At 42.3% G+C, this 26,224-nt stretch carries 24 protein-coding genes; 11 read left to right on the top strand and 13 right to left on the bottom strand.

Annotation, left to right across the window (positions count from 1 at the left end; all coding sequences use genetic code 11):
- Window positions 1-10 precede the first annotated feature (10 nt).
- Together KA713_16255 and KA713_16250 are read left to right on the top strand one after the other, a co-directional pair.
- Window positions 11-235 (top strand): hypothetical protein, encoded by a 225-nt coding sequence (locus KA713_16255; protein ID UXE66000.1) that lies wholly within the window; start codon window positions 11-13, stop codon window positions 233-235.
- Complete coding sequence (locus KA713_16250) at window positions 232-513, top strand: hypothetical protein (protein ID UXE65999.1); 282 nt, start codon at window positions 232-234, stop codon at window positions 511-513. Before KA713_16255 ends, KA713_16250 begins: the two co-directional genes overlap by 4 nt.
- Window positions 514-593: 80 nt before the next feature.
- On the opposite strand, the gene KA713_16245 is transcribed toward KA713_16250, so the two are convergent.
- The 4 genes from KA713_16245 to KA713_16230 all read right to left on the bottom strand — a co-directional run bounded on the left by KA713_16245 (window position 594) and on the right by KA713_16230 (window position 4,405).
- The gene (locus KA713_16245; protein ID UXE65998.1) at window positions 594-995 is read right to left on the bottom strand and encodes a hypothetical protein; all 402 of its coding nucleotides are present in this window, start codon (window positions 993-995) and stop codon (window positions 594-596) included.
- A gap of 256 nt (window positions 996-1,251) precedes the next feature.
- Window positions 1,252-2,205 (bottom strand): LytTR family transcriptional regulator DNA-binding domain-containing protein, encoded by a 954-nt coding sequence (locus tag KA713_16240; protein UXE65997.1) that lies wholly within the window; start codon window positions 2,203-2,205, stop codon window positions 1,252-1,254.
- Between the two features lie 158 nt (window positions 2,206-2,363).
- Window positions 2,364-3,491 carry a glycosidase gene (locus tag KA713_16235; protein ID UXE65996.1) on the bottom strand — a complete coding sequence of 376 codons (1,128 nt, stop codon included), beginning with the start codon at window positions 3,489-3,491 and terminating at the stop codon, window positions 2,364-2,366.
- Window positions 3,492-3,541: 50 nt separating this feature from the next.
- Entirely contained in the window at window positions 3,542-4,405 is an 864-nt protein-coding gene (locus KA713_16230; GenBank protein ID UXE65995.1) for a tetratricopeptide repeat protein, read from the bottom strand.
- Window positions 4,406-4,699: 294 nt separating this feature from the next.
- Between KA713_16230 and mutS the strand changes: the two genes are divergently transcribed.
- Both mutS and KA713_16220 read left to right on the top strand, forming a co-directional pair.
- Window positions 4,700-7,306 (top strand): DNA mismatch repair protein MutS, encoded by a 2,607-nt coding sequence (gene mutS / locus KA713_16225; GenBank protein ID UXE65994.1) that lies wholly within the window; start codon window positions 4,700-4,702, stop codon window positions 7,304-7,306.
- Between the two features lie 10 nt (window positions 7,307-7,316).
- On the top strand, window positions 7,317-7,577 hold the full coding sequence (locus tag KA713_16220; GenBank protein UXE65993.1) for a hypothetical protein: 261 nt from the start codon (window positions 7,317-7,319) through the stop codon (window positions 7,575-7,577).
- On the opposite strand, the gene KA713_16215 is transcribed toward KA713_16220, so the two are convergent.
- Entirely contained in the window at window positions 7,558-8,295 is a 738-nt protein-coding gene (locus tag KA713_16215; GenBank protein UXE65992.1) for a hypothetical protein, read from the bottom strand. The genes KA713_16220 and KA713_16215 overlap by 20 nt on opposite strands.
- 93 nt (window positions 8,296-8,388) lie before the next feature.
- On the opposite strand from KA713_16215, the gene KA713_16210 reads away from it, so the two are divergent.
- The 3 genes from KA713_16210 to KA713_16200 are packed head-to-tail and all read left to right on the top strand — an operon-like array spanning window position 8,389 to window position 11,111.
- Window positions 8,389-9,213: an MBL fold metallo-hydrolase gene (locus tag KA713_16210; protein ID UXE65991.1), complete on the top strand. Its 825-nt coding sequence runs from the start codon at window positions 8,389-8,391 to the stop codon at window positions 9,211-9,213.
- A 15-nt stretch (window positions 9,214-9,228) separates the two neighbouring features.
- Complete coding sequence (locus KA713_16205; protein ID UXE65990.1) at window positions 9,229-9,900, top strand: DUF1080 domain-containing protein; 672 nt, start codon at window positions 9,229-9,231, stop codon at window positions 9,898-9,900.
- Window positions 9,900-11,111, top strand: coding sequence for a class I SAM-dependent methyltransferase (locus KA713_16200; GenBank protein UXE65989.1), 1,212 nt, complete (start codon window positions 9,900-9,902; stop codon window positions 11,109-11,111). The genes KA713_16205 and KA713_16200 overlap by 1 nt, the downstream gene beginning before the upstream one ends.
- An 18-nt stretch (window positions 11,112-11,129) precedes the next feature.
- Here KA713_16200 and KA713_16195 read toward each other — a convergent pair whose 3' ends face one another.
- Window positions 11,130-11,318, bottom strand: coding sequence for a hypothetical protein (locus tag KA713_16195; protein ID UXE65988.1), 189 nt, complete (start codon window positions 11,316-11,318; stop codon window positions 11,130-11,132).
- Window positions 11,318-12,643, bottom strand: a complete 1,326-nt coding sequence (locus KA713_16190; GenBank protein ID UXE65987.1) for a hypothetical protein — start codon at window positions 12,641-12,643, stop codon at window positions 11,318-11,320. The genes KA713_16195 and KA713_16190 overlap by 1 nt, the downstream gene beginning before the upstream one ends.
- 84 nt (window positions 12,644-12,727) lie before the next feature.
- Here KA713_16190 and mfd point away from each other — a divergent pair, with 84 nt between their 5' ends.
- Window positions 12,728-16,105: a transcription-repair coupling factor gene (gene mfd, locus KA713_16185; protein ID UXE69160.1), complete on the top strand. Its 3,378-nt coding sequence runs from the start codon at window positions 12,728-12,730 to the stop codon at window positions 16,103-16,105.
- On the opposite strand, the gene KA713_16180 is transcribed toward mfd, so the two are convergent.
- Window positions 16,100-16,417 carry a hypothetical protein gene (locus KA713_16180; protein UXE65986.1) on the bottom strand — a complete coding sequence of 106 codons (318 nt, stop codon included), beginning with the start codon at window positions 16,415-16,417 and terminating at the stop codon, window positions 16,100-16,102. The genes mfd and KA713_16180 overlap by 6 nt on opposite strands.
- A 199-nt stretch (window positions 16,418-16,616) precedes the next feature.
- On the opposite strand from KA713_16180, the gene gldJ reads away from it, so the two are divergent.
- The gene (gene gldJ, locus KA713_16175) at window positions 16,617-17,924 is read left to right on the top strand and encodes a gliding motility lipoprotein GldJ (protein ID UXE65985.1); all 1,308 of its coding nucleotides are present in this window, start codon (window positions 16,617-16,619) and stop codon (window positions 17,922-17,924) included.
- A gap of 52 nt (window positions 17,925-17,976) precedes the next feature.
- Here the strand turns inward: gldJ and KA713_16170 are convergent, their stop codons facing one another.
- Window positions 17,977-18,693, bottom strand: a complete 717-nt coding sequence (locus KA713_16170) for a ComF family protein (protein UXE65984.1) — start codon at window positions 18,691-18,693, stop codon at window positions 17,977-17,979.
- A gap of 23 nt (window positions 18,694-18,716) precedes the next feature.
- Window positions 18,717-19,625 (bottom strand): sugar phosphate isomerase/epimerase, encoded by a 909-nt coding sequence (locus KA713_16165; GenBank protein UXE65983.1) that lies wholly within the window; start codon window positions 19,623-19,625, stop codon window positions 18,717-18,719.
- Window positions 19,626-19,744: 119 nt separating this feature from the next.
- On the opposite strand from KA713_16165, the gene KA713_16160 reads away from it, so the two are divergent.
- Complete coding sequence (locus tag KA713_16160) at window positions 19,745-21,475, top strand: hypothetical protein (protein UXE65982.1); 1,731 nt, start codon at window positions 19,745-19,747, stop codon at window positions 21,473-21,475.
- A 38-nt stretch (window positions 21,476-21,513) separates the two neighbouring features.
- Window positions 21,514-22,098 carry a 2'-5' RNA ligase family protein gene (locus tag KA713_16155; GenBank protein UXE65981.1) on the top strand — a complete coding sequence of 195 codons (585 nt, stop codon included), beginning with the start codon at window positions 21,514-21,516 and terminating at the stop codon, window positions 22,096-22,098.
- A 156-nt stretch (window positions 22,099-22,254) separates the two neighbouring features.
- Here KA713_16155 and KA713_16150 read toward each other — a convergent pair whose 3' ends face one another.
- From KA713_16150 to KA713_16140, 3 genes are all read right to left on the bottom strand, one after another.
- The gene (locus tag KA713_16150; protein ID UXE65980.1) at window positions 22,255-23,526 is read right to left on the bottom strand and encodes a hypothetical protein; all 1,272 of its coding nucleotides are present in this window, start codon (window positions 23,524-23,526) and stop codon (window positions 22,255-22,257) included.
- Between the two features lie 157 nt (window positions 23,527-23,683).
- Window positions 23,684-23,821, bottom strand: a complete 138-nt coding sequence (locus tag KA713_16145; protein UXE65979.1) for a hypothetical protein — start codon at window positions 23,819-23,821, stop codon at window positions 23,684-23,686.
- A gap of 132 nt (window positions 23,822-23,953) precedes the next feature.
- A complete protein-coding gene (locus KA713_16140; GenBank protein ID UXE65978.1) occupies window positions 23,954-26,140 on the bottom strand; it encodes a S9 family peptidase in 2,187 nt (728 codons plus the stop codon).
- Between the last annotated feature and the right edge of the window lie 84 nt (window positions 26,141-26,224).

Here is a 26,224-nt window from a genome sequence, read left to right as displayed (position 1 = left end):
AAAAAGATTCATGGAAACTAAGAAACGTTCTCGTTTTGGAAAATATGCACTGACGATTGGCATTACTGCTGGCTTTGTCTTTCTGGCAGCCCTATTTACTGTTCTCGATTCAAGTTCTGATGTTTCTGATACGATGATTTGGGTAGCGATTGCAGCCAGTTCCATGTCTGTATTTCTTTCTTCGATGGAAACGCAAAAGAAAAAGTCTTGCAAAACATCAACCGCTAAAGCATGACCACAACAAAAGAAAACGACAAGCCGAAAGACCTTACCTTTACATACAACCGATTTTTGTATGGAGCGTTTGTCTCTCTGGGGCTTTACTTCTTATTGGCCAATAAAGATATTTCGACAGCCATGTCAAATTTCGGGATTGCTTTAATCTTTGACCCCTTTGACCAAAAAGTGATGTGGAACAATCGGCCTGCTTACCAGCAGATTTGGTTAATCGTTCACCTCAGCATTGTGTTTGGCTTGCTGGGGATTATGCTTTTCAACTGGCTGGCTCGCTAAAGTTCATAATAAAAAACCCCACGCTTTTCAGTGTTGGGGCTTGTACGGTTATATGGCTAGTTACGTACTGCTTGCAAAGACTACTTAACAGAAACCTGATCTGCCGCTACCGTTACCTTAAGAATCTCTCCTTTCTTTTTTACACTCAACATGGTACTGAGCACAATATTGTAAGTACCTGGCAGCACATCGGCTGCAGCAGACAGGGTGGCCACGCTGCTTTCAAAATTTCCTTCAGCGGGTTCGTACGTTACCGTAATCCCTTTTGGCAACTGCCCCATCAAACCCAAAATAGCTTTCTCTTTGGCGTAATACTTTGAGCGCACAATGCTTACAATTACTTGTTTGCTTTCGCCCGGCTTTAAGGTCAAACTGCTCTCAGAGAGATTGACCACAAAATCGGTTCTGGGCAATTCAGTTTTGGTTTGTGCTACCACCATAGCCGATACAAAAAGAAATGAAAGTGTGAATAGTGTCTTCATAAAAAGGGTTGTTTAATTTTCTATGAAAGACGTATTTCCATCACCCATTAGCTGATCATTTTGATGGAATGGGGCAGAGCGAGCAGGTTTTGATGGCACTGAATAAGAGGCGGGGTGAACGGGAGGGGATCTGAGGTGAATTGTAACCAGAAAATTAGGCCTGGGCATTAGGCATTAGGCATTGGAGGTAGCTGGAAAATTTGAGTGTCAACATCCCAATGCCTAGTGCCTAATGCACAAAAGTAATTGTCTATTGCTAACTCAACTCCATCATATTACGCAGTTGAGAAATCTTCTCCATCACCTCTTTGCCTTTTGGGCGAGAGACTGGGATTGAAAAATCAGAGCCATCGATTTTTAATTTGTAGCCATTGGTATTTCCACTAATGGCACGGATGGCATTTACATTGACAATGTAAGATCGATGGCAGCGCAACGTGAAGGAATTGTTAAGTTGTGACTCCAGGTTTTTTAGATTGACGCGCAATAGTTTTTTCTGGAGTACGCCCTCCTCTTTCCAACTAATGGTAGAGTAATTATCATCCGCTTCGATAAATAGTAAATCGGGTAGATTGAAGGTAAGGCTCTCGCTGGTATCCGAATACAACGTAACTTGATTTGCATTCTTCACCGATTCTTTTGATTCCCTTTTCAACGTCTGAATCTTTTGCAACTCCTGATTGGTTTTAATGGCCTCGCGCAAATTTTCTTGCAGCATTTGGGCCTTTAAAAACAAGGTAGTAAGGGCAATAGGGATTACCCCTTTTACAGCCACTTGCACCATCGTGTGGTTGGCCACCGTCATCCAACTAATGTAGTATGGGCAGAAAAAAAGTTTCTCCATCACCGTGGCAGCCACGCAAATCAACGCTAGGTGCAACACATTTAACACTATGTATTTCTTAATCGACCACGAAATGGGGTCCATCCACGCAGGGAAAATACGCGGCAGCAAGATGATATTGAAAATCAAAACCGAAAATGTAATCAGTCCGTGCAGCCAACCCAAATCGTTGGCAAATTCAAATTCAGCCTCTGTTTTAAAGAGATACAAAAAAGCCGTTACAAAAAGACTGAGTACGCTAAGCAACAGAAAATTCTTGCGGTCGTCATTAAGGTAAAAAGGAAAAGGTTCGTTAAACCAATCCGCCATTCGTTCGGTAATTGAACCGTTCAGAGAAGAAGACTTAATCGTTTGGGCTTGCTCCATACACCACAAACTTAGAAACTAGCAGTTGGGTTGCAAAAAACCCGCAAATTGAGTGGTGAAAGGATAGGATTTGGGGTGAAATGTCAACTCTATCAAGGTGAAGTACCCCGATGCTTGTTACTTTCCGTGTGTGTTCGTCCTACTGGGAATTGCGCTTTTCAATTGGCTCGCAAAATAGTGGATGTGGCTACAGCAATTTTTGAATCAGCCGTACCAAAATACAAAAACCATTTTCCATGAAAGGGAACTAGACCCTCTACAAAACAAACCTGATTGACTTGCCCGGAAATTTCGTAAGGTTGATCAGGACGAAGAAAATTTTTCTCCAGTCGGTCGATAAGTTTAGATGGGTCATTTGCATCAAACAAAGCCTGACCTGCACAGTAGGCGCCTTTGGCAATGGTACTATCGCCACCCACATCGAGGTTCATACCATTATAAATCAATACGATTCCTTTCTCAGTTAGCAACGCATAGGGACCGCTCTCCACCAAGCGACTGTCAAAATAACCTTTGCGCGGTTGAAGAACAGATTTGAGCGTGTTGTTCTCTTCAATCGGTTGCCAACGAATTAAATCATCCGAAGTTGCCAGAAATAAATCTGTGTCTCCAAAATACATCCAGTACTTTCCGTTGATTTTTTTAGCAACTATTTTTTCTCCCACTTGCTTGGCTACAATTGCTCCAGATTTGCTCCACGAGTCAACATATTTCCCCTGCAATACCAGCCCATGTTTTATCCACTTCACCAAATTGGTGGAAGACGCAACACATAACCTCGCCACTTTTCCATCATAAGCAGTGTACGTCATGATATAGGTTCCATCTTCGCTTTCTACGACCCGCGGATCTTCAACGCCACCTTCCCATTCATATTTTTTCATTTCATCTTCTGCGGGAAATAAAATGGGTTCCTTCTTACGAATGAAATGCAAACCGTCCGTGCTTATTGCTAATCCCAATCGAGAAGTGCCCGCATATTTTCCGATTCTATCTTCCGCCCGATAAATAAGAAAAACTGAATCGTTGCGAACTACCGCTGCCGGATTAAAAACATCTTTTTCTTCCCAGTTAACTTCCTTCTTTAGAATAGAACAAAAAAACTTTCCGACTCCGGCAGCCAGGATAGGATTCAGGCTATCGACTTTTACAAATGGTAGAATGGCCCAGGTAGTGTCTTTGATTTCCCATAACTGGTCCTTCTTTTGAGGGGAGCATGCAACGAGTAAAAGCACTCCGCCAATGGAGCTAAATAGTCGGAGCCAATTCAATGATAGAAAGTTCATAGATGCTAATATACAGAGTATATCCTATGAACTTTCAAAACTTTTCTTATCTACCCTTTTAGTTTCACGAGTTGGACTTTTGCGTTTTCACTTTTAGGATCCAACTCCAGCACATATTCATACGCTTGAATGGCTTTGTCCTTCTGCCCATCTTTTGCATAAGCCTCTGCCAAACTATCCCAGCAGTTAGCCGATTGTGGAAAAAGATTGGCATTAATTCTAAGCACCATGATGGCTTCCTTTAACTTGCCTTGTGCCAGCAATACGTAGCCACACGAATTGAGTTCAGATTCACCCGCAATACGATTTCTCAATTGCATAGCAAGGCCTCGGGCACTGATGTTTTCATCCGTAAGTAATCCATCTTTCATCCACTGAATGATTTGTGGATAGCCAGAGTAATTTGAAACGTACTCCCTTTTAGAAAATATTTTGAGAAGGTCGCGTTCAATGGTTTCAGTCGGGAATTCCACGATGCGGCCTATCTCTTTACTATTTTCATAAACAATAAAAGTAGGCACCCGAAATATATTCATTCCGGCTTCTTGTCGCTGTGGCGATTGCTTGTATACTTCTGTAGAATCGTCAACGCCAATCAAGGTAAAATTGGTTTCAGGAAATGATAGTTTTTCCAAAACCTTTGTCATCTTCGGCAACTCGCGCTTGCTATCGCCACACCATGAGCCGAAGAATATTTTCATCGTGTATTTCGTGGGATTGGTTTTCTTGAGTGCTGCTAAAACTTGTATATTAGGTTCGTAAGCAGAAAAGTTTTTGGCATACCATTCTGAGTATGGTTCTTTTTCTAATTGAGATATGGAGCAATTTCCCAAAATTTTCGGATCTGCGTTCTGGGCAGAAAGAAATTCACAAAAAATACTTAATAGAGCAAAGAGTACAATTGCTTTCTTCATAGGGTTGGATTTAGATTTTTTCAAAACTATACCCTTCTTTTCTTGCTCCCTGTTAATGGATTGCCAATTGTTTCTTAACGGAATGTTAAAGTCAAACTCTCAATAGCTCTCTGAGTATTTGCCCATAAATTGAAAGATTATCAAAACCGGATAATATCTGATAGAAAAAGATGATTCATTCCAACTTTCAGCTTCGAATCTCCAACTTCTAACTTCTATATTTGCCTCCTACTTCGTACTACGTAGCGTGAAACCGCTCGAACCAAGTAGACTCAAATTAATACTCGAAGCAGCATGGCAGGAGCAAGCGCAATGGACACCCCGTTAATGAAACAGTACAACGCCATCAAGGTGAAATATCCCGGTGCGTTGTTGCTTTTTCGCGTGGGCGATTTTTATGAAACGTTTGGTGAAGATGCCATTAAAGCAAGCAAAGTGCTGGACATCACATTGACCAAGCGTGGCAATGGATCTGCTTCCGAAATTGAGTTGGCAGGTTTTCCTCATCATGCGCTGGACAACTATTTGCCTAAGTTGGTTCGCGCGGGTCATCGTGTGGCGATTTGTGATCAGTTGGAAGACCCCCGGTTTGTAAAAGGAATTGTAAAACGTGGGGTAACTGAATTAGTGACTCCAGGGGTGTCGTTCAATGACAATGTGTTAGAGAAAAAGCAGAATAATTTTCTTGCTTCTATTCATGTCAGCAAAAATATTCTTGGTGTTTCCTTTCTCGATATCAGTACAGGCGAGTTTTATGCTGCACATGGCACAGAAGTGTACGTGAACAAACTCATCCAGAGCTTTGCCCCAGCTGAAATTATTTTCTCTAAAACTCAGCGCGAAAAATTTGAAACGCAATTTGCCGAAATCCATGCCACATTTGCGTTGGATGAATGGGTGTATGCATTTGATTTTGCCAATGAAAAACTGATTCAACAATTCAAGACCAATTCATTAAAGGGTTTTGGTATCGATGGCATGAACGAAGCCATCATTGCAGCTGGCGCGATTTTGCATTACCTCGAAGCCACCGAGCACAAAGAGACCAATCACATCGCCAGCATCTCTCGCATCGATGAAGAAAAATACGTGTGGCTTGATCGGTTCACCATAAGGAATCTAGAAATTGTGCATTCACCTAATGAAGGCGGTGTGCCTTTATTGCAAATCTTAGATCAGACCATCACACCTATGGGCTCGCGCCAATTGCGGCAATGGATGATTTTGCCATTGAAAGAAAAACTTGCAATTGAAGAACGTCTTCAAGTTGTTGAGAATTTTTATCTGAATCACGATCTCTCCGAAAAAATAACAGAACACCTTCGGCAAATCGCAGACTTAGAAAGATTGATCTCTAAAGTGGCAGTGGGCAGAATCAACCCGCGCGAATTGATGCAATTAAAACGTTCGCTTCAAGCCATTTTGCCCATCAAAGATTGGTTAGTGAAATCCACAACAAAAGAATTATTAAAACTCGGTGACCAGCTTCACCGATGCGAATTTTTGTTGGAGAAAATTGAAAAAGAACTGAAAGAGGATGCACCAATGCTAGTACACATGGGCGGCATTATTAAAGAAGGTGTCAATGCAGAGTTGGATGAGTTGCGTTCCATCGCTTTCGCGGGAAAAGATTACTTGCTGCAAGTACAAAAGCGTGAAGTGGAGCGCACGGGGATCAATTCATTAAAAGTTTCCTACAACAAAGTCTTTGGCTATTATTTAGAGGTAAGCAATGCCAACAAAGACAAGGTGCCGTCCGATTGGATTCGCAAACAAACATTGGTGAATGCCGAACGCTATATTACGGAAGAACTGAAAGTGTACGAAGAAAAAATCCTTCATGCCGAAGAAAAACTTTCGGTGATTGAAGTTCGATTATTCAACGAACTGGTGCAGCACACGGCTGATTATATTTCACAAATTCAGCAAAACGCGAAAGTGATAGCTGTGTTGGATTGCCTATTGTCATTTGCCACTACTGCCAAAACCAATAAATACAGCAAGCCCGAAATCAGTGACTCCACACGTCTCGCTATCAAAGCAGGTCGCCACCCGGTGATTGAAAAGCAATTGCCTGTGGGCGAAAACTATGTGCCCAATGATATTTACCTCGATACCGAAACACAACAGATTTTAATCATCACTGGCCCCAACATGGCAGGTAAATCTGCTTTGCTAAGGCAAACGGCTTTAATTGTATTAATGGCACAAATGGGAAGCTTCGTTCCCGCAGAAGCAGCCACCATTGGCATTGTTGATAAGATTTTTACACGGGTGGGTGCAAGCGATAATCTTTCGCGTGGAGAAAGTACGTTCATGGTGGAGATGACGGAAACGGCCAGCATTCTCAATAACCTCAGCGACCGCAGTTTGATTTTGATGGATGAAATCGGTAGAGGCACTTCTACCTACGATGGCGTTTCTATTGCATGGGCAATTGTAGAATATTTGCATCAGCACAAAGACTACAAACCGAAAACACTTTTCGCCACACACTATCACGAACTCAACCAACTGGCGGAAGATTTTGTCCGTGTGAAAAACTTCAACGTAAGTGTAAAAGAGATTGGCGATAAAATCATCTTTATGCGCAAGCTGAAAGAAGGCGGCAGCGAACACAGTTTTGGTATTCATGTAGCGCAGATTGCGGGTATGCCTAACAAGGTAGTGTTGCGGGCCAATGAGATTCTGCATTTCTTAGAAAAGGATAAGCATAAGAATGAAAAGGACAAGAAGTTTGATGAATTGCCGAAAGCCACGCAACAAATGAGCTTGTTCGAGATCGACCCTAAATCAAAAGCCATTCACCAAATGCTTTCACAAATTGATATCAATACGATTAGCCCTGTGGAGGCGTTGTTGAAGTTGAATGAGGTGTTGAGTGTTTTAAAGAAAAACTAAAGCAGATTATATGAGTAATTCAACACTCTACTATCAATGGCTTTTGCGGGGAGGCATTGGCGCCTCGCTGATTGGTGCAGGACTTTGTTGTACCATTGAAGTAGCTTTTATGAAACACGCAGGGGCATCGTTTATAACATGGTTCATACTCGGAACCCTCAGCCTAGGCGTTGTGATCGCAGGCAATTGTTTATTGATCGATGCTCTGAGGTTTAAAATAAAATTAGAAGCTGAAAAGAATAGTCCTAAACTCAACTCCCCTTCTGCTTAAAGTCAAACACAAACTGTTTGTTGGCAAACGGAACAATGATCCGCAAATAGGTAAGGGTTTCTTCGGCAGGTAAAAAAATCTTGCCTCTTTTTTTTGCATTTGGTTCGATCTTGCCTTCTCTGAAAATTTCAAAAGGCAAATAATAGCTTTCGGTTTGCGCTTGCTCGGTTGATTTGTTGGCGATATCGGCTGCCAGCAAGCCCGCGGTAACAATGGCGTCTCGTGTGGCCGCTTGCCGAACATCTTTTTCACTCAAATATCTTTTTCGGCTATCGCTGTTATCCTTCGTTTCGTCATAAATTATTAAGCCTACGCTGATGAGCGTAAAGATGGCTCCTACAGTAGCACGGCTCCTCTCCTTTCGTTGAAACAACTCATGCACCTCCGTTGTGCTTCGTGCAAACCGGCTTTTATTCAGCCGAAGGGTACTCACCCCATCCTCCAATTGATTGAACTCCTTTTTTGAAAATCGGGTTGCACTAAAATAATAACTGATCTGCTCCGGGGCCAACGCAACAGTATCAATCGATTGGTTATTTACCTCAAAATCAAAAACCAAGTGTTGGTATTGATGATTGATGTGCTGAAGATACATGGTAGCTTCTTTGGCTTCTATTTTTGCCGTAAGCGATGACCCCGATCCATGATAGGAGAGCGGAACATAAGAAATACAACTGGTAAATAATAGAACGAAAAGAAAAGGTGCGGTCTTAAGCATAAAAGCACTTATGCGCCTTGGACAAACAAATCCTTTGCCAAAAGTCTCCAGCAATTGTTATTTTCATACTAAATTTTTACAGTACTTTCGGCCATGGCATTGTTTATCGCATCACTCAACTCGGGCAGCAACGGCAATTGCTATTACATTGCCAATGGCGATACGGCCTTGTTAATCGATGCCGGCATTTCGTGCAAGGAAACAGAAAAGCGCATGAAGCGGCTTGGCCTTTCGTTGAAAAAGGTAAAAGCGATTTTTATCACACACGAGCATACCGATCATATTTTTGGGGTAGAGCGACTCTCCAAAAAATACCAATTGCCCGTTTACATAACACCGGCCACGCTCTTGCACGGAAAATTGAAGATTGAAGAGCACTTGGTTCGTTCGTTTCAAAAAGATGAACACATTCAGGTAGGCGAGCTGGCCATTATTCCGTTTGCAAAAATTCACGATGCCATCGATGCACATAGTTTTGTGGTTACTGACCACGATGTGCGCGTGGGGGTTTTTACTGATATTGGTTTACCTGACGAAAACCTAATTAATCACTTTGCTCAATGCCACGCGGCCTTTTTAGAATCGAATTATGATGAGCACATGCTCGAAAATGGTTCGTATCCATGGCCGCTAAAAAATAGGATACGCGGAGGGCGAGGGCATTTATCGAACAAACAGGCGTTACAAATCTTTTTGAATCACCGCCCTACTTACATGAGTCATTTGTTTCTGGCACATCTTTCGCGTCAAAACAACACACCCAAAAAAGCCAAAGAACTTTTCGATGCAGTGGCCAAGCAAACTAAAATCATCGTGGCCCCCCGCGATAAGCCAACGGCTCTTTATCAAATTCGGTCGAGCATAAAAATGAACAACCGGTTCGTGATTGAAAATACGCAGCTTCAATTGTTTCAATAAATTTCTGAATACTCTATGAAAACTCACCCTCTTCACTTGCTCGTCATCTTGGTTATACTTGCCGGTTGCACGCAAAAGCCCGTTGCCCTTTTCAATGGCAAAGATTTAACCGGGTGGCATGCCGATGTGCCCGAAATGGATACTAGCAAAACGGCCATCTCACCTTTTATTGTTCGAGACGGTATGTTGGTGAGCTTGGGCACACCGGGCGGTCATCTTATCACCGATTCTAGTTTTCATGACTATCAATTGAACATTCGCTACCGTTTTGCTGGCACCCCCGGAAATTGTGGCGTGTTGGTTCATGCCTCTACACCGCGCGCATTATACCAAATGTTTCCCAAGTCGATTGAAGTGCAAATGATGCACGAGAATGCGGGTGACTTTTGGTGCATTGTGGAAGACATTCAAGTGCCTGACATGGAAAAAAGACGCGGGCCAAAAGAAAACTGGGGAATTACCGAAGGCAAAGAAAGGCGCATCATCAACCTAACGGATGGAACTGAAAAACCTGTGGGCGAATGGAACGAAATGAAAATAGAATGCACAGCGAACGCAATTACCGTGTGGGTAAATGGCGTGTTGGTCAATCAGGGAGATAACTGCAGCGCATCGAAAGGGCAAATTGCCATACAAGCTGAAGGCTCGGAAGTGGAGTTTGGTAAGATTGAATTGGTTAAGTTGTAATGGAAGATACGCACATCAAAAGACTCAGTGATGATGACGTACAAGAATTTATTTTTGAGCACGAAACTGAAGATGAAAACAAGCTATCGTTAAAACACAAAACACTTTATCAGTTACCTTTTGCATTGATTGCACAGCAGTTGGTGGGCAGAAGAAAATCCAAAGAGAAATTGCCGCTTTGGTTCCGCACCAAAGGCGTTGTGTATCCCCCTAGTTTAAATCTCGAGCAAAGTTCATCTGAAGCCACGGCACTGTACAAAGAAAGATGGCTTGCTGAATTAGTTTTTCCGAAAAAGCATCTGGTAGACCTAACGGGCGGGTTGGGCGTAGATACATTTTTTGTGGGCAGATTGTTTAATGGGACAACCTATATAGAGCCCAACCAAGAGTTGCTTTCGTTAGCAAAACATAATCACCAACAACTGGGAAATAAAACTATTTCCTATTTTCCGACATCGGCAACGCAATGGCTAGCGGAACACAACGAAGCCGTGAGCCTGTTTTACCTAGATCCTTCTCGAAGAAAAAATTCGGGCAAAGTATTTCGGCTATCAGATTGCGAGCCCAACACCATAGAGTTGCAACACTTGTTGTTCCAGCAATCGGAATTTGTATTGATAAAAGCATCACCCCTACTCGATATTCAACAAGGCTTGCGAGAGCTGACTAATGTAGAACAGGTAAAAGTAGTGGCCGTAGAAAATGAAGTGAAAGAATTGTTGTTTTTTCAACATTTCGGGTTTGAAGGTGAAGCAACCATAGAGGCTATCCATCTTACCAAAGAAGGTAACGTGAAAGAGACGTTTAGTTTTTTGCTTACGCAAGAAAAAGAATTGAAGAGCGAGCCGAGTGTTTTGCAAACCTATCTCTACGAGCCAAATGCAGTCATTTTAAAGACAGGTGCTTTTAAATCCGTGGCACTGCAGTTTAATGTAGGAAAAATTCATCCGCACACACATCTTTATTCATCTGAAAATTTAGAAATCAATTTTCCGGGACGGATTTTTAAAATTGAAACGGTAAATCCAACACCATCAGATTTTAATAAAATGTTGCCAGAAGGCAAAGTCAATGTCATCACAAGGAATTATCCACTAGCAGCCGATAAATTAAAGAAAAAACTAAAACTGAAAGATGGTGGAAACAAATATGTTATAGGATTTTCACAAGAGAATAGAAAAACAATTGTGATCGCGTCAAGAGTAAAATGAGATCTCTACTAAAATAGTCTAAAATAGACCCATTACCCAATAAGCAAGAAAGCAAATAACGGCTACGGTGCCATAAACTTTAATCACCTTCAACCGATTTTGTACATCTTCCCACCACAGCATAATCCACGGGCGAATCAATCCGAGCAGTAAAAACAAAAGCGCGGTGAGTGCAATCAACAGCATCAGCAACCGAACGTAATCCATTAGTTGTCGATGTAGTATCCAAAAATGATTCCCATCTCATCCTCGCTGGTCAACCCAAATTTTACAGCTACATCTTTCACATTGTTGTAGGTAATTTCTGACGTCAATCCTTCCCCAGCATTTAGCACAATGGGTGTTGAATAATTGATTACTTGTGGATGGTGCCAATCGGTGCTAGTGTAAATCACTTCTCCATTTCGGGGGCCACCATTTATTTTTATGACAAACTGCTCGCCCAGTTGGTGGGTATGAGACGTAAGTGAAATAATTTTTACCGAACTATTAAATGCAAACGACTTGGTAATAAGCGTCCGTTGCTTGGGGGGCAAATTAAAATTTTGATTGCCAAAATTAATTGGCTTTGCCACTTTGGTGGCGGCCGTGTAATCGGCCGTGTACAAATTCATAAACACTTCTCCTTTAATCGGGGTGCCCGATTTATTTACGTAATGAGTATTCATATCCAAAGCAGCATTGGCCGGAATCACCAACACGACATTGTCGGGAAATCGAAAATCAGAATACGGAGTTTGTGTGCCGGAAACATAGGTATGATAAGCCATGGGCAGCATGTTAAAAACATTATTGCTGCCATTGGGGTTGCGGATGTCGCGAATAACATTCAGTTGAGGGATCAGCGCAGGCGGTGTTTGACCGTTGAAATCGTATAAAACAAAATGGTGACTGTTCTGCCGCATCTTCACCTCAATGCGGTTCACATACACATCTTGGGTGTTGCCAATTTTCTTGTACAGAAAAAGCTCGCGCTCAAAATTAGGTGCCACTTCAAATTCAGGAATAGTTACCTGAAACCCTTTACCTGCTGGCGGGGGTGGCAGTGCATCAAACTTTTCTTCGGGCACGGTTTTATCTTGCAACAATTTTTCGTCCACGGGGTTTCCATCTTTGGGTGCGCCCGCTTCAATCCATTGCCGGATGAACTCCACTTGGCCAACATACAGAGGGGGAAGCCCCAATGGCATTTTATTGCCATAGTCACTTTGATGGTGGCTTGCAAAATTAAGTTTATGATAGAGCAAGCTCTCCTCTGATTTAAATGGTTTTATCAACAGCAGGCCATCGGTTAGCGCATTGTTGTTTTTCGGTTTTTGATCGATCAGGTTTTGATAAGCCACCGACCGTTCTAATACCAAACCATGTTGCAAAAAGCTGGGGTCGGAAGTCGATTGATGGCAACCGGAAATGGCACACGAAGTAGTGAGTATTTGATTTTGGATTTGCTCAAAGGAAGATTGCTTTTTGTCTTCATAGTTGCAGGAGAAAACAATCAGAAGACTAGCAACAAATAGTATCACGGTACGCATCCAGCAAAAGTAATCAAGTTTCAATTAAGTTTTATGATTGATTTTTTATCCGCGCACCACCACTGTATATTTGCGCCTCGTTTTGTGAAGGCCGCAGATTTCTTATTGCTCTACAAAACGGACAGCCTCTTGCAGACGCTGGCCGAGGGGATTCGTACGCTCGTTCACCGAAATGCCCCGCACGAAGGCGCGTCTGCTTCAAAATCAATTCACTTAAAGGGGCTTCATGGCAGTTTAGATGCAGTTGTATTGGCAGCCATGTACAAAAGTGTGCGCGCCACACACATCTTAATTGCCCACGACAAAGAAGAAGCTTCTTTTATCCTCAACGATCTTCAAAATCTATTGCAAGAAAAGGGGATTTTTCTTTTCCCCATGTCGTACAAGCGACCCTACGAGTACGATGAAGTTGAAAATGCCAACGTATTGATGCGGGCAGAAGTGCTGAACCAACTCAGCAACCACCCCGATGGTAATATCATTGTTACGTATCCCGAAGCCCTATCAGAAAAAGTAATCAACAAAAAGTCGTTGGCCTCCAATACTTTTATTGTAAACAAAGGCGAGCAACTAGATCGTGAGTTTTTAGAAGAGTTTTTGCACACGTACGACTTCGAGAAAACAGATTTTGTTTTTGAAGCGGGGCAGTTTGCCATGCGTGGCGGTATCATCGATGTGTTTTCATTTGCCAATGAACTGCCGTTTCGGATTGAGCTATTTGGTAACGAAGTGGACAGCATCCGCACTTTTGATCCCGGGTCGCAACTTTCGGTTGAAAGTTTGACAAAAGTTAGTTTGATGCCCAATGTGCAAACCCGTTTGGTGCAAGAAGAGCGTCAATCTTTTTTCGATTTCATCTCGCCCTCTTCGCGCTTTTGGTTGAAAGATGTAGCCATGGCCAATGACATCATCAATACCTGTTTTGATAAGGCCAGCCAAAGTTTTGATAAAATTCTCCACGAAAGTGGCAACACAAAAGTTGTGTTGGAGCCCACTCAACTTTTTGATACCGGAGCTGACTTTCTGCAACACCTTCAAAAGTTTGGGCGCATTGAATTTGGTTCGCGGTTTTATTTTCAACCTCACAATACGTTTGAGTTCAAATCTTCTGTTCAACCTTCGTTCAATAAAAATTTTGAGATGTTGGCTGCTAATCTGCTCGAACATCAACAACAAGGCTTTGCCAATTTAATTGCGGCCGAGCAACCCAAGCAAGCCGAGCGCTTGCAGGGTGTTTTTGCCGAAATACATCCCGAACTTACATTTCAAACACTTTCATTTTCGCTTCGGCAGGGCTTTGTCGACCCTACTTTAAAAATCGTTTGCTATACCGACCATCAGATTTTTGAACGCTATCACCGCTACCGCAGCAAAGAAAAGTTTTCAAAGTCGAAGGCATTGACTTTTCGTGAGTTGCAAACCATGCAGCCAGGCGATTTTGTAACGCACATCGATTATGGCATCGGCAAATTTGCAGGACTGGAAAAAAAAGAGGTCAACGGCAAAGAGCAAGAGGCCATTCGGTTGGTGTTTCGCGATGACGATATTCTTACCGTAAGCATCCACGCCCTTCACAAAATTTCGAAATACTCCGGTAAAGACGGGGCAACGCCTTCCATCAGCAAATTGGGCAGTGGCGAGTGGGACAGCAAGAAAGCAAAGGTTAAAAAGAAAGTAAAGGACATTGCCAAAGAGTTGATCGATCTGTACGCCAAGCGCAAAGGTGCACCCGGTTTTGCTTTTGCAGAAGATGGTTTTTTACAAGCTGAATTGGAGTCGTCTTTTATTTATGAAGATACACCCGACCAAGCCAAGGCCACGGAAGATGTGAAGCGCGATATGCAGCAAGCCCACCCCATGGATCGGTTGGTCTGTGGCGATGTTGGTTTCGGAAAAACCGAAGTGGCCATCCGTGCCGCTTTCAAAGCGGCTACCGAGGGCAAGCAGGTGGCCGTGTTGGTACCCACCACTATTTTGGCAATGCAACACTACCGCACATTTTCCGAGCGGCTCGCAAACTTCCCCGTGAAAATTGATTATGTCTCTCGTTTCAAATCGGAAAAAGAAATCAAGGAAATCATAAAAAGTGTAGGCGATGGAAACATCAACATCATCATTGGCACGCACCGCGTTGTGAGCAAAGATGTAGTGTTTAAAGATTTGGGATTATTGGTGATTGATGAAGAGCAAAAATTTGGTGTAAAGGTAAAAGACCGGTTGAAAGAATTGAAAGTAAACGTAGATGTGCTTACCCTTACCGCCACGCCTATTCCGCGTACGTTACACTTCTCGCTGATGGGCGCCCGCGATTTGAGCATCATCGCTACGGCTCCGCCCAACCGCCAACCCGTTACCACCGAATTGCACACGTATAACGAAATCACCATTCGCGATGCCGTGAGCCACGAATTGCGCAGGGGCGGACAAGTATTTTTTGTACACAACCGCATCAGCGACATCGATCAAGTTGCCAACGTCATTTTTAAACTCGTTCCTGATTCGCGCATTGGCATTGCCCACGGGCAAATGGATGGCGATAAATTGGAAAAGGTGATGTTGAAATTTATAGAAGGCGAATACGATGTGCTGGTATCCACCAATATTATCGAATCGGGTTTGGACATTCCCAATGCCAACACTATTATTATTAACCACGCCAATCTTTTTGGCTTGAGCGATTTGCACCAGATGCGCGGCCGCGTGGGCCGATCTAACAAAAAAGCATTTTGCTATTTGCTCACACCTCCTACTTCGGTGTTATCCTCCGATTCGCGGAAGCGGTTGGCTGCGTTAGAAGAGTTTTCTGATTTGGGCGATGGTTTTAAAGTGGCCATGCGCGATTTGGATATACGCGGTGCAGGCAACTTGCTAGGCGCAGAGCAAAGCGGCTTCATCACCGATTTGGGTTTTGATACCTACCACAAAATTTTGGACGATGCCATTCAAGAATTAAAGGAGACGCAGTTCCGCGATTTGTTTGCAGAAGAACTAACGGCCAAAGCAAAATTGATTGTGCAAGATTGTGTGATCGAAACCGACTTAGAGATATTGATTCCTGACACCTACATTAACAATACCAGCGAGCGCTTGCAACTCTATTCATCGCTTGACAATATTAAAAATGAAGAAGAACTTCAAAAGTTTAGCGATTCGTTGAAAGACCGATTTGGCACATGGCCAGATTCGGTGGAGCAGTTGATCAACTCTGTTCGTTTGCGCTGGATGGGAGAGCAGTTAGGTTTTGAAAAAATTTCGCTGAAAAACGACAAGTTGAGGGCACAATTCATATCTGGCAAAGCGGATTACTTTAAATCTGAGGTATTCGGCAAAATATTGGCCTTTGTGCAAACCCATAACAAAAAGTGCCGGATGAAGGATTCGGCCAGCAAGCTTACCCTTACCATGGAAGATATTACCTCTGTGGGCAAGGCCATTGAAATTTTGGGGCTGGTTGGATTATAAACCCAAGTCAACCAAAGAAACCATTTCTGCATATGGTTCCAACCCATAGCTATCGTCAAAAGCATTAATCATTAATACCTTTTTGTAAGTGGGTGAGTAATATACTTCGATAAAGAATTTGCCAGAATGGTAAAGATAGACCTCAGCACCCCCAAGCTTTCGGCTGGTAATATAAGTGGTATCGGCCATTACCACATCACACTTTCTCTCAAAGGAGGCCGTTCTAAAATCATCGATGGAAATCATACTGTACAATTGATTTTTCCTAAATGATTCAATTTCATGCCAATCATTCAAATCGCTGAAAATCAAATGTATTAGCTGAGATTTTATATATGAAGCAAGATGATCCTTCCCAATTTGGTAATACAATAATCAAAGCACGGTAGGCGTTGAACTTTATAATGCGCTTTCACCTCCATTAAGGATTTATCAAAAAATTCTTACAGATTGGTAAACATGTATTTATCTCTTTATATTAGCGGTTACTTTTATCCATAACCAAAAGAAAATGAAGTACTCGAAGTCCTTTTTACCCTTAGTTGCGCTGTCATTTTTAGCTTCTTCCTGCTTCTTAAAGAAAAGCGGAGGTAGACCAACAGCTCAAAACCCTGGCCAAGTTAGTAGTGCTACCGGCTTAAAATACACACGCGATAAAGCCGAGGGCTTTGAAGTTCAACCTTACAATGAGCAGCCTGATGCACCCAACATGATGTTTATCGAGGGCGGTCGTGTCGTGCTTGGCTCTTTTGAAGAAGATGTGATGTCGTATCGCGATAACGTGGAAAGAACCGTTTCGTTGGCTTCTTTCTACATGGATGAGACTGAAATTGCCAATATTCACTACCTCGAATATCTTTATTACTTAACCGCTGACTCTACTAAAGTTGACGGAGGTAAAGCCTACCTTGCTGCGCTGCCAGATACCTTGGTTTGGAGATCTAAACTTGCCTTCAACGATCCGTATGTTGATTACTATTTAAGATATGCAGGTTTCCGTTACTTCCCAGTAGTGGGTGTTAAGTGGAAACAAGCCAATGATTATGCAAAATGGAGAACTGCAAAAGTAAATGCTGACTTCGCTGAAAAAGCTGGCGAAGCAGTGCCCGAGCAATTAACTGGTCAAGGTCGTGTGCCAATCGAATCTGGTTATAGCATTCCTGCCTACCGTTTGCCAACGGAAGCCGAGTGGGAATATGCAGCACAGGCGTTAATTGGAACGCTGTGGCTGGAGGAAATGCAAACCCACCAGCGTCTTTATCCTTGGGATGGCCATGCGCTTCGTAATCCGTACGGAAAGCAAATGGGCTATTTCTTGGCCAACTTTAAAAGAGGACGCGGTGACTACGGTGGTATTGCAGGACGCCTAAATGACGGTGCCTTGATTACTTCTTATATTTATGAATATCCTCCTAACGATTACGGTTTGTATAACATGGCCGGTAACGTGAGCGAGTGGGTAATGGATGTTTACCGTCCGCTTTCGCACCAAGATTTTGATGACTTGAACCCTATCCGTAGAGATGATTTTATTGATAGCCACGGTGACTACCGGAATCGTTACACCAAAGAAATGAGAGACTCTACCATTACCTTGCCTGATGGTACTTCTAAGTCCATTAAAGTTGCCAATTATACCAAAAATCCTCAGGGCTTTATATCTTTGGTTTCGGATAAAGTGCGGGTGTACAAAGGAGGTTCTTGGAAAGATGTGGCTTATTGGATGTCACCCGGTACGCGTAGATTTTTAGATGAAGACTCGGCTACGGCCACCATTGGTTTCCGTTGCGCGATGATCCGTGCCGGATCTAACTACTAAGCATAACGAAAAGAAATTTACTCAAAACCCTCTGAGAAATCGGAGGGTTTTTTTATTGTGCCTCGGCAAGGCAGGCGATGCTTAGCTCTTGACAACCTTTGGCAATTAGGTGCTGGCCGCAGGCTTCAATCGTAGCCCCTGTAGTGATTACATCATCAACCAACAAAATTCGTTTGCCTTCAATTTTTCCATTGTCCGGCAAGTCAAATACGTCAGATACATTTTGCCAACGCGCCAATTTTGTTTTTTTGGTTTGAGTGGCGGTAGAAACTTTGCGAATAGAAATGGAGTCGTCCCACGGGGTTTCAAACAAAGCACTAAGGCCTTCGGCAAACTTGGCACTTTGATTGTATCCGCGTTTCTGCCTACGAGAAGTGTGTAACGGCACAGGAATGATTAAATCAAATTCATTTTTATACCCTGCTTTCACCAACTCGTGGCCATAGGCTTTCCCCAATTTGATGCCCACCTCGGGATGATAATTATACTTTAACTGATGTAAGAGGTGTTGGACAATGCCTGCTTTGCGAAATTTAAGGTAAGCCCACACATGCTTGAGTGGCAAGCGGCCAAGCAATCTATTTTTGATTGGGTTCTCTTCTTGCAAATGATAGTTGGTTTTCGGCAGATCCATCAGGCAAAAAGTGCAAAGGGTGTCCTCTCCTTTTACCAAAGCGCGGTTGCATCCAAAACAATAATGTGGGAAGAAAAGTGAAATGAAATCGAGCGTGACTTCTTTGAGGGTAATAGATTTAGAAGAGGCAGACATTGTTCAAGAAATGACACCTGTATTTAGTACCCCCACTTCTTCATTATCGCCAAATCCTCGCGCACACAATCAATTGGTTTCTTACCTTGATAAGCTTCTTGCTCGATTATAAAATGTTTGGTGCCACCCGATTTTCTACCCAAATCAATTACGTTCTTAAGATCTACAATGCCCGCACCCAAAATTGTGCTTTCATATTTTTCATGACCAACCGCACTGGGTATTTCGTCCTTTACGTGCATCGACTCAAACCTGCCTGGATAGGCTTTTACAATGTCGATCGCTTTTGCACCGCCATTGTATAGATTGCCGGTATCGAGTTGCTGCATCACCAAATTGGGATCGGTGTTTTTCAACATGATATCGTAAACTGTTAGATTGTTGAGCTTCTGGCTAAACTCAAAATCATGATTGTGGTAGCCAAATTTCATACCCAATTTTTTGCACAGCTCTCCATTCTTGTTAAAGATTTCCATCTGTTTCAACAGGTCATCGTAAGTTGACCGAAGCGTTGCATCTAACCATGGACTGATCACAAACTGTTGCCCCACTTCTCCCGCATCTTCTACGGTGTATTTCCATTTATCGGTAAACTCTTTTTTGTTGTTGTCCCAATGCTCTTTTCCAAACACAGTGTGGCCGCTGGGCATTTTCATTCCCAAATCTGAGAGTATCTTCTTAAACTCTTTGGCCGTGTACCCATAGAATTTTCGATCTACGTAGTTAGCATGCTCTACGTTTTTGTATCCTATCTCTGCTAGAAGTTTAAGCGTTCCGAGCGGATCGTCTTTCATATCATCGCGTACACAGTACAATTGAAGTCCGAGCAATTGCTCTTTACCTATTGAGCCAAACAAGCGTGTAGATAAAACGGAGGCACTTACCAATGCAAGAGCTCCCTTCTTAATAAAATTTCTGCGAGAGGTTTTCATTACCGATTTTGCTTAAGTGAAATAAAGTTAACAATAAATTTCAAAACCACTCATCATTCTTTGTTTTTGGTGCAGGGATAATTATTGTAGATTTAAGAACCTATCTAAAGGATAAACCTATGAAACGATTTTCGCCCTTTTTGTTGATTTTGATTTTTTTCGGATGGCAATGCACTCCCTCTTCTTCAACTCGATTGCGCTTTGCCATTTCTTTTACAAAAGAAATGATTGACTCCGCGCAAGATGGTCACATCATGTTGATGCTTGCCAACAACAATCAATCGGAGCCTCGGAATCAAATCAATTTTGGGTTAAAAACACAACTGGCCTTTGGCTTAGATGTGGATGGTTTAAAACCGGGAGAGGAAATATTTATAGACGAATCAGTCTTTGGTTTTCCGGTGCGCAGCATCAAAGACATTCCAGCAGGCGATTACTATGTTCAAGCACTGATCAATCGGTACGAAACATTTCATTTAAAGAATGGCAAAACAGTGAAGCTTCCGCCCGATCAAGGAGAAGGTCAACATTGGAATATCAAACCTGGAAATTTTTACAGCAAGCCAACAAAAGTAAATATCGATCCCGCAAAGGGGGAGACAATCAAAATTGTAATGGATCAAAAGATACCGCCCATACAAGAGCCAGCCAACACCAAGTATGTGAAGCATATTAAAATTCAAAGCAAACTGCTCACTGAATTTTGGGGAAGACCGATGTACCTAGGAGCCCACGTGTTGTTACCCGAGGGTTTTGATGAGCATCCAAATGCTCATTATCCATTGATGATTTATCATGGTCATTTTCCTTCTGATTTTGGTGGCTTTAGCACCGAACCACCCGACCCCAAAATGGATACCTCTGATTACTCCACTCGCTTTTCAATTTACGGCTACAACAAACTTCAAAAGCAAGAAGCCTATAATTTTTATAAGCAATGGACGAGCAAAAACTTTCCGCGTTTTTTAGTGATTGAAATTCAACATGCTAATCCCTACTATGACGATTCGTATGCCGTTAACTCTGCCAATCTAGGTCCGTATGGCGATGCCATTATGAAAGAGCTTTTACCCGAGATTGAAGGAAAGTTTAGAGGCATTGGTGAAGGATGGGCGCGCTTTACGTATGGCGGATCAACAGGCGGTTGGGAAGCGCTGGCCGTGCAAATGTTTTACCCTGATGAGTTTAACGGATGCTTTGCTGCCTGCCCCGACCCAGTTGACTTTCGTTCCTTTTGCTTAGTGGATATTTACAAAGATAATAATGCGTTTTGGTACGAGAGTGATTTCAAAAAAATCGCCAAACCTGCATTTCGAAACTACTTGGGTCAAGTATCCGCTACCATGGAGGAGACCAACCATTATGAATATGTTCTCGGTACCCACAGTCGCTCGGGCGATCAATTTGATATTTGGGAAGCAGTCTATTCTCCGCAAGGCGAAGATGGCTACCCCAAACGGATATTTGATAAACTAACGGGAGAGATAGATAAGAGTGTAGCCGAGTATTGGAGAGAAAATTATGACCTTCGGTATATTTTAGAACGCGACTGGAAAACACTCGGGCCTAAGTTGCAAGGCAAAATTCATTTGTATTGTGGCGATATGGATAATTACTATTTGAACAATGCTGTTTATTTGATGGAGGACTTTTTGAAAAAAACAAACAATCCATTTTATAAAGGAGAAGTTGATTATGGCGATCGGGCAGAACATTGCTGGAATGGTGATCACGATAATCCCAACTACATTTCTCGTTTGCGGTACAACACTATGTATTTGCCTCGGATTTTGAAGCGCATTGAGGAAAGCGCACCGAAAGGAGCTGATTTAAAAAGCTGGAGGTATTAGGTTTTGATATTCCAAAGAAAATTCCACAGTAATGCGAAATGGACATAACGAACGTATCTAAATACTTTATTGCCATCGTACCCCCTTCGCCTACTTACGAGGAGATCAATCAACTAAAGGAATATTGCAAAGAAAACTTTAATACAAAAGGTGCATTAAACTCTCCACCGCACCTAACCTTGCTTATGCCATTTCGCTGGAAAGAAGCGAAAGAAGATAGATTATTTACCTCGTTGGCGAGTTTTGTAAAAACTGAAACCGCATTCGAAATTTTGGCGTCTGGATTTGGGCATTTTGAGCCACGCGTTATTTATATTTCAATTCAGCCAAACTTGGTGCTCAATCAATTTCGTAATCGGCTTCAACTTTTTTTCCGTAAGGAATTGAATATCCTGAACGCGGATTATCGCGGGCTACCTTTTCATCCGCATATCACCATTGCATTTCGTGACCTAAAGAAATCAATGTTTGCGAAAGCTTGGCAAGAATTCAGGTCAAAAAAATTTGAAGCCGTATGGCAAGTAAACGTTATTGTGTTGTTGAAAAACGAAGACAACCAATGGCGAGTCTTGAAAGAATTTGCTTTACAACCAAACGCCACCACTAGCAAATCTTTGCATTGAAGCCCATTTTGAGAGTATTGTTTTTGGGGCTTTGTTGTTATCGATGGTGTCTTAGGGACTGGCTTAGCTTTTTTGGATTTTTCTTCACCACTGGCAACTTATAGCTTACACGTCACCGCGTAATGCAGAAGCATTTTGTTGGCGACTAGTTTTCTGTCACCTGTTTGATTCAGAAATCCAGTGAAATTGTCGTTCTGTTAATTGGAAATGTCTGTTGCTTCTTTGAAGTTGAAAATGCAATGAGTCTGTCTTTAATTTGCCCCATAGCTCAATAGTTCTTTCGTCAATAATTTTATACTTCATTTCAAAGAGATTAGTTGAGTCTGTCGCATTTCTTTTGAATAGGATGGTTTCAGTAACTGAGTCAGGCTGATATACAAAGTATCCTCTGTTATAGCGTTGTCTGAATAGTGTGTCAAGCGTATTTATGCTTCCAATACCCCCTTTATCAAATATGAAATCTTTCCAAATCATTTCGTCCATAGAAATTGGTATTGTATCATTATTTTTTACAAATGTCTTGATGTTGTATAAACCAACTTTTATTGGCTTCAATTCACCTTTGCTAGATTCCTCCTTGTATCGACTCCATTCTCCATTAATTGGCATTATAACAAATTGTATAGCAAAACCCACTTTGAATATTATTCTTGCAATCTTTTGCCATTTTTTATTTAATTCAATGTGGTATAAAGCTGTAGGCTGAGCATTTTCATTAAACCAAAAGAAATTTAATAATCGTTTCCAATCTTGGACGGTAAGAAATATGCAGTATAGAAGTAACTGCATCGAGTACAGTTTTACAGGGACATCATAACTTAGATTAAGCATAAATACATTGGAGAATACACCTATTCCAAGAATTGCACCAAGTGTAACAGTCTTTCTGTTCAGAAGTAAAATCCCCACAATGGTTTCCATTACACCTGAAAATATTTGGTAAGGAGTCGAGTAGCCAATAAACATCCATGATAATCGCATAGGCAAAAAGTCTCCAAGAGGAGTGGCTAATTGACTCAGATTAGGAAATGACATTTGTAGTGCAAAAAGTTTGGTAACACCATAACTAAACGAGACAAGTGCGAGATAGTACCTGATAATGTTTCTAAGCCAAAAGTCAAGAGGTTTATAGCTAACTTCTTTTTTTATAGCAGTTATTGTCCAAATGATACTTCCTAGAAATGATATAATAAGAAATGTAAAAAATTGTGCCCAAGCATATGAAGTGTCTCCGCTGCCGTTACCATTTTCATTTAGTGTATCTTTGATTTTGAACAAATACTCGTTAAAAATTCCAACAGTCCAAACTTCACCTTTGTAATAGAGGTCGAGTAGGTTCGAAATGCCAGGTATTTCATATAGAAAGTACCAAGGACTGATTGTTAGTAAAAAAAGTATAAAGAAAAATCGAAATAGTACATTTTTCATACGTCTAATTTTAGTCACTTTCTTTCGTATACAATTTTTTATAAAACTTGCCGCCAACAGCCAAATAAATGTCGCCCACGTTCATTCCTATTGTGCTCTGCCACATATCGTATTTATCTCTGCCCACATTATAGTTTTGGGTCATGTAGGTTTTGAATTAGCTGAATTGAACTTTCGCTTTTGAGATAAGGGTATTTAGGGAGGCATTCCATTCGGCATCGCCCATGTCGTATTGCGCATTGGCCGAAGAAAAAGTGGCTATGGAAATTGCAAAAGCTATCAATAACCTGTTCATAAAAATCTATTTTTACAATTTACCGAAAGTTAACCTTGATACGCTAAATATGCATCAAACGCCCAACAGATTGTCGTATATTCAGCTGACCTACCTTCTGTTCCATCTTGGGTGGTGATCTCGAGATTGTATTTAGTGTTTTGGTGAAGTAGCTGGTGGTGCCTCAGCATGTTTCGCATACCGTTCAAAAAACTCAATCACTCTTAGCAAATGATCCATCATCCGTCCGGGATTACCACTGCGCGTGAGCTCGTGTCCTTCTTTTGGATAGCGAATGTATTCTACCGGCTTGTTTAGAATTTTTAAACTCTTATAAAGCATCTCTGATTGAATCACACCGGTGCGTAAATCCTGATCTCCATGAATGATTAGCAAAGGAGTGTTGATTTTTTCAACATAGGAGTAAGGCGATTCAGCATCCAACAACGCTCTCGTTTCTTTCTGCCACGGATATCCACCAAAATTAGTGGGCACCAATCGCCACGCGTTGCCTTCGCCCATAAACGTAGTTAAATCGTAGACGCCTCGTTGCGCATTGGCCGCTTTGAAACGATTATCATGAGATATAATCCACGCCACCATGTAACCCGCGTAGCTTCCACCTTCTACAAACAAGTTATCTTTATCAATCCACGCATGTTGTTTCATGGCTTCATCGAGCGAAGCCAAAATATCTCCAGCAGGGCTAGCACCCCAATCTTTGTAGTTGCCTTTTTTGAATTTATCGCCATAGCCACCGCTACCGCGTGGATTGCTGTACACTACACCATAGCCCCAACTGTTTTCGACCTGGTACTCATGCCACATACTAAAGATGCCTGGCCCCCACATGGCCGTTGGTCCACCGTGGATGTTGAGAATGGCTGGATATTTCAATCCTTCTTTTTTACCGATAGGCTCCATTACCCAATATTGTATTTTGTTGCCATCGGGGCGAGTGAGCCAATATTCTTTCGGAGTGCTGATTTGTTTTTCTTTCAACCAGCCTTCGTTGAATTTGGTGAGTTGTAGGTTTGCTTTGGTTTTTAGATTGTAGTGATAAACCTCCCACGGATTTTTTGTTTCTGTAAGAGCATACACTACCCTGTCGCCTTGCACATCAAGATCATTGATACCATTATCGTTGCCCAGAACTTTGATAGCGTTTCCGCCTTTAGCCGATACAACAAATAGCGGAATGTCACCTTCGGTCTGAGAGGTAAAATAAATGTTTTTACTATCAGCACTCCAGGTAGCTTGGCCTGCATCGCGGTCAAGCGCTGCTGTTAATGAAACAGGCGTTCCGCCATTGGCACTTACTACTGCCAGTTGAGTTTGCGTAGCATGTCGATTCGCTAATACCTCCGCATAAAATAAAAGTTGCGTGCCATCGGGTGAGTAGCTTGCATTGGATAAACTATGGCCGCTCCAAGTCAAAAATTCTTTCGCTGTTTTGGTTTCTACATCTATCACCCACAAGTCCGTATCCTGCTCGTCATCAGGTGCGACTTTGTAAATACGCGAGTGGCAAATGATTTTCTTTCCGTCAGGACTCCACTCGGCACCTTCAAAATCCTGATAGCCAGTAGTGATTTGAACAGGCTTCTCATCGCTGCCAATTGTTTTCAAAAAAAGATGGGTAAAATCCTCTTCAGGTTGAAGATTCAATTCACCTTGCAGTTGCTGGCGGGTTAGCACGCGCGGATTGTTTTCAAAATTGTTTTTGCTCAGCCAGGCGCGCACTTCTTCCAATGTGCCATCCGGACTGGCCTTGATATTTTTTCGCTCTTCGGGTTTTAGTTTTTTCCAGTTGGGCTCATCTCCCACTGTTCTTCCCGGGCGTTCATAAGTCCATGGTAGTGCACCTTCTATCGCATAAAACGGAATCGAAGAGGTGTACAAAATCTTTTTGCCATCCGGGCTCCACCGCGGGTTGCTGGCCCCAAATTCTGATTTTGTAATGGAGTAGGCCTCGCCACCGCTCAAAGACAGCATCCATACTTGCGACTTGTCATTTTCACTGCGCACAAAGGCAAGCGTTTTGCCATCGGGGCTCCATTGGGGTTGGCCATCGGTTTTATCACCGAAAGTCAATTGGCGTGGTTCGTCTTTGCCAGTCAGGTCCAGCAAATATAAATGGCGCGTGTAGTAATATTCATTTTCATTTTTCACGGCCTTGCGGTTCACCACCGTCACGGCCTTGCTGCCATCGGGTGAGATTTGTATTTGATTGGTGGTGACGATTTTCATCAAGTCGCCAGCGGTGATGGGCGCTTTTGTTTGGGCAAACGAAAAAGACGTTGCACCAAGAAAGAGGATTATTCTAAAAAGTGTTTTCATATCTTGTAAATTAAAGAACAAACAAGCTATTGAATTGGGCGCAGAGGTGCAAGAAGATTTATTCCTTCGGTTATTTCAACAGAC

Origin of the sequence: Chryseotalea sp. WA131a, assembly GCA_025370075.1 — a bacterium.
Classification (GTDB): Bacteria; Bacteroidota; Bacteroidia; order Cytophagales; family Cyclobacteriaceae; genus ELB16-189.
The sequence above is the reverse complement of the archived record's forward strand: the minus strand, read 5'-3'. Positions and strand labels throughout refer to the sequence as shown.

What these genes read in the sequence shown, in the direction of transcription:
- KA713_16255 (UXE66000.1), top strand. Translation starts at nt 11, where the DNA reads ATGGAAACTAAGAAACGTTCTCGTTTTGGAAAATATGCACTGACGATT.
- KA713_16250 (UXE65999.1), top strand. Translation starts at nt 232, where the DNA reads ATGACCACAACAAAAGAAAACGACAAGCCGAAAGACCTTACCTTTACA.
- KA713_16245 (UXE65998.1), bottom strand. Translation starts at nt 995, where the DNA reads ATGAAGACACTATTCACACTTTCATTTCTTTTTGTATCGGCTATGGTG.
- KA713_16240 (UXE65997.1), bottom strand. Translation starts at nt 2,205, where the DNA reads ATGGAGCAAGCCCAAACGATTAAGTCTTCTTCTCTGAACGGTTCAATT.
- KA713_16235 (UXE65996.1), bottom strand. Translation starts at nt 3,491, where the DNA reads ATGAACTTTCTATCATTGAATTGGCTCCGACTATTTAGCTCCATTGGC.
- KA713_16230 (UXE65995.1), bottom strand. Translation starts at nt 4,405, where the DNA reads ATGAAGAAAGCAATTGTACTCTTTGCTCTATTAAGTATTTTTTGTGAA.
- mutS (UXE65994.1), top strand. Translation starts at nt 4,700, where the DNA reads ATGGCAGGAGCAAGCGCAATGGACACCCCGTTAATGAAACAGTACAAC.
- KA713_16220 (UXE65993.1), top strand. Translation starts at nt 7,317, where the DNA reads ATGAGTAATTCAACACTCTACTATCAATGGCTTTTGCGGGGAGGCATT.
- KA713_16215 (UXE65992.1), bottom strand. Translation starts at nt 8,295, where the DNA reads ATGCTTAAGACCGCACCTTTTCTTTTCGTTCTATTATTTACCAGTTGT.
- KA713_16210 (UXE65991.1), top strand. Translation starts at nt 8,389, where the DNA reads ATGGCATTGTTTATCGCATCACTCAACTCGGGCAGCAACGGCAATTGC.
- KA713_16205 (UXE65990.1), top strand. Translation starts at nt 9,229, where the DNA reads ATGAAAACTCACCCTCTTCACTTGCTCGTCATCTTGGTTATACTTGCC.
- KA713_16200 (UXE65989.1), top strand. Translation starts at nt 9,900, where the DNA reads ATGGAAGATACGCACATCAAAAGACTCAGTGATGATGACGTACAAGAA.
- KA713_16195 (UXE65988.1), bottom strand. Translation starts at nt 11,318, where the DNA reads ATGGATTACGTTCGGTTGCTGATGCTGTTGATTGCACTCACCGCGCTT.
- KA713_16190 (UXE65987.1), bottom strand. Translation starts at nt 12,643, where the DNA reads ATGCGTACCGTGATACTATTTGTTGCTAGTCTTCTGATTGTTTTCTCC.
- gldJ (UXE65985.1), top strand. Translation starts at nt 16,617, where the DNA reads ATGAAGTACTCGAAGTCCTTTTTACCCTTAGTTGCGCTGTCATTTTTA.
- KA713_16170 (UXE65984.1), bottom strand. Translation starts at nt 18,693, where the DNA reads ATGTCTGCCTCTTCTAAATCTATTACCCTCAAAGAAGTCACGCTCGAT.
- KA713_16165 (UXE65983.1), bottom strand. Translation starts at nt 19,625, where the DNA reads ATGAAAACCTCTCGCAGAAATTTTATTAAGAAGGGAGCTCTTGCATTG.
- KA713_16160 (UXE65982.1), top strand. Translation starts at nt 19,745, where the DNA reads ATGAAACGATTTTCGCCCTTTTTGTTGATTTTGATTTTTTTCGGATGG.
- KA713_16155 (UXE65981.1), top strand. Translation starts at nt 21,514, where the DNA reads ATGGACATAACGAACGTATCTAAATACTTTATTGCCATCGTACCCCCT.
- KA713_16150 (UXE65980.1), bottom strand. Translation starts at nt 23,526, where the DNA reads ATGAAAAATGTACTATTTCGATTTTTCTTTATACTTTTTTTACTAACA.
- KA713_16145 (UXE65979.1), bottom strand. Translation starts at nt 23,821, where the DNA reads ATGAACAGGTTATTGATAGCTTTTGCAATTTCCATAGCCACTTTTTCT.
- KA713_16140 (UXE65978.1), bottom strand. Translation starts at nt 26,140, where the DNA reads ATGAAAACACTTTTTAGAATAATCCTCTTTCTTGGTGCAACGTCTTTT.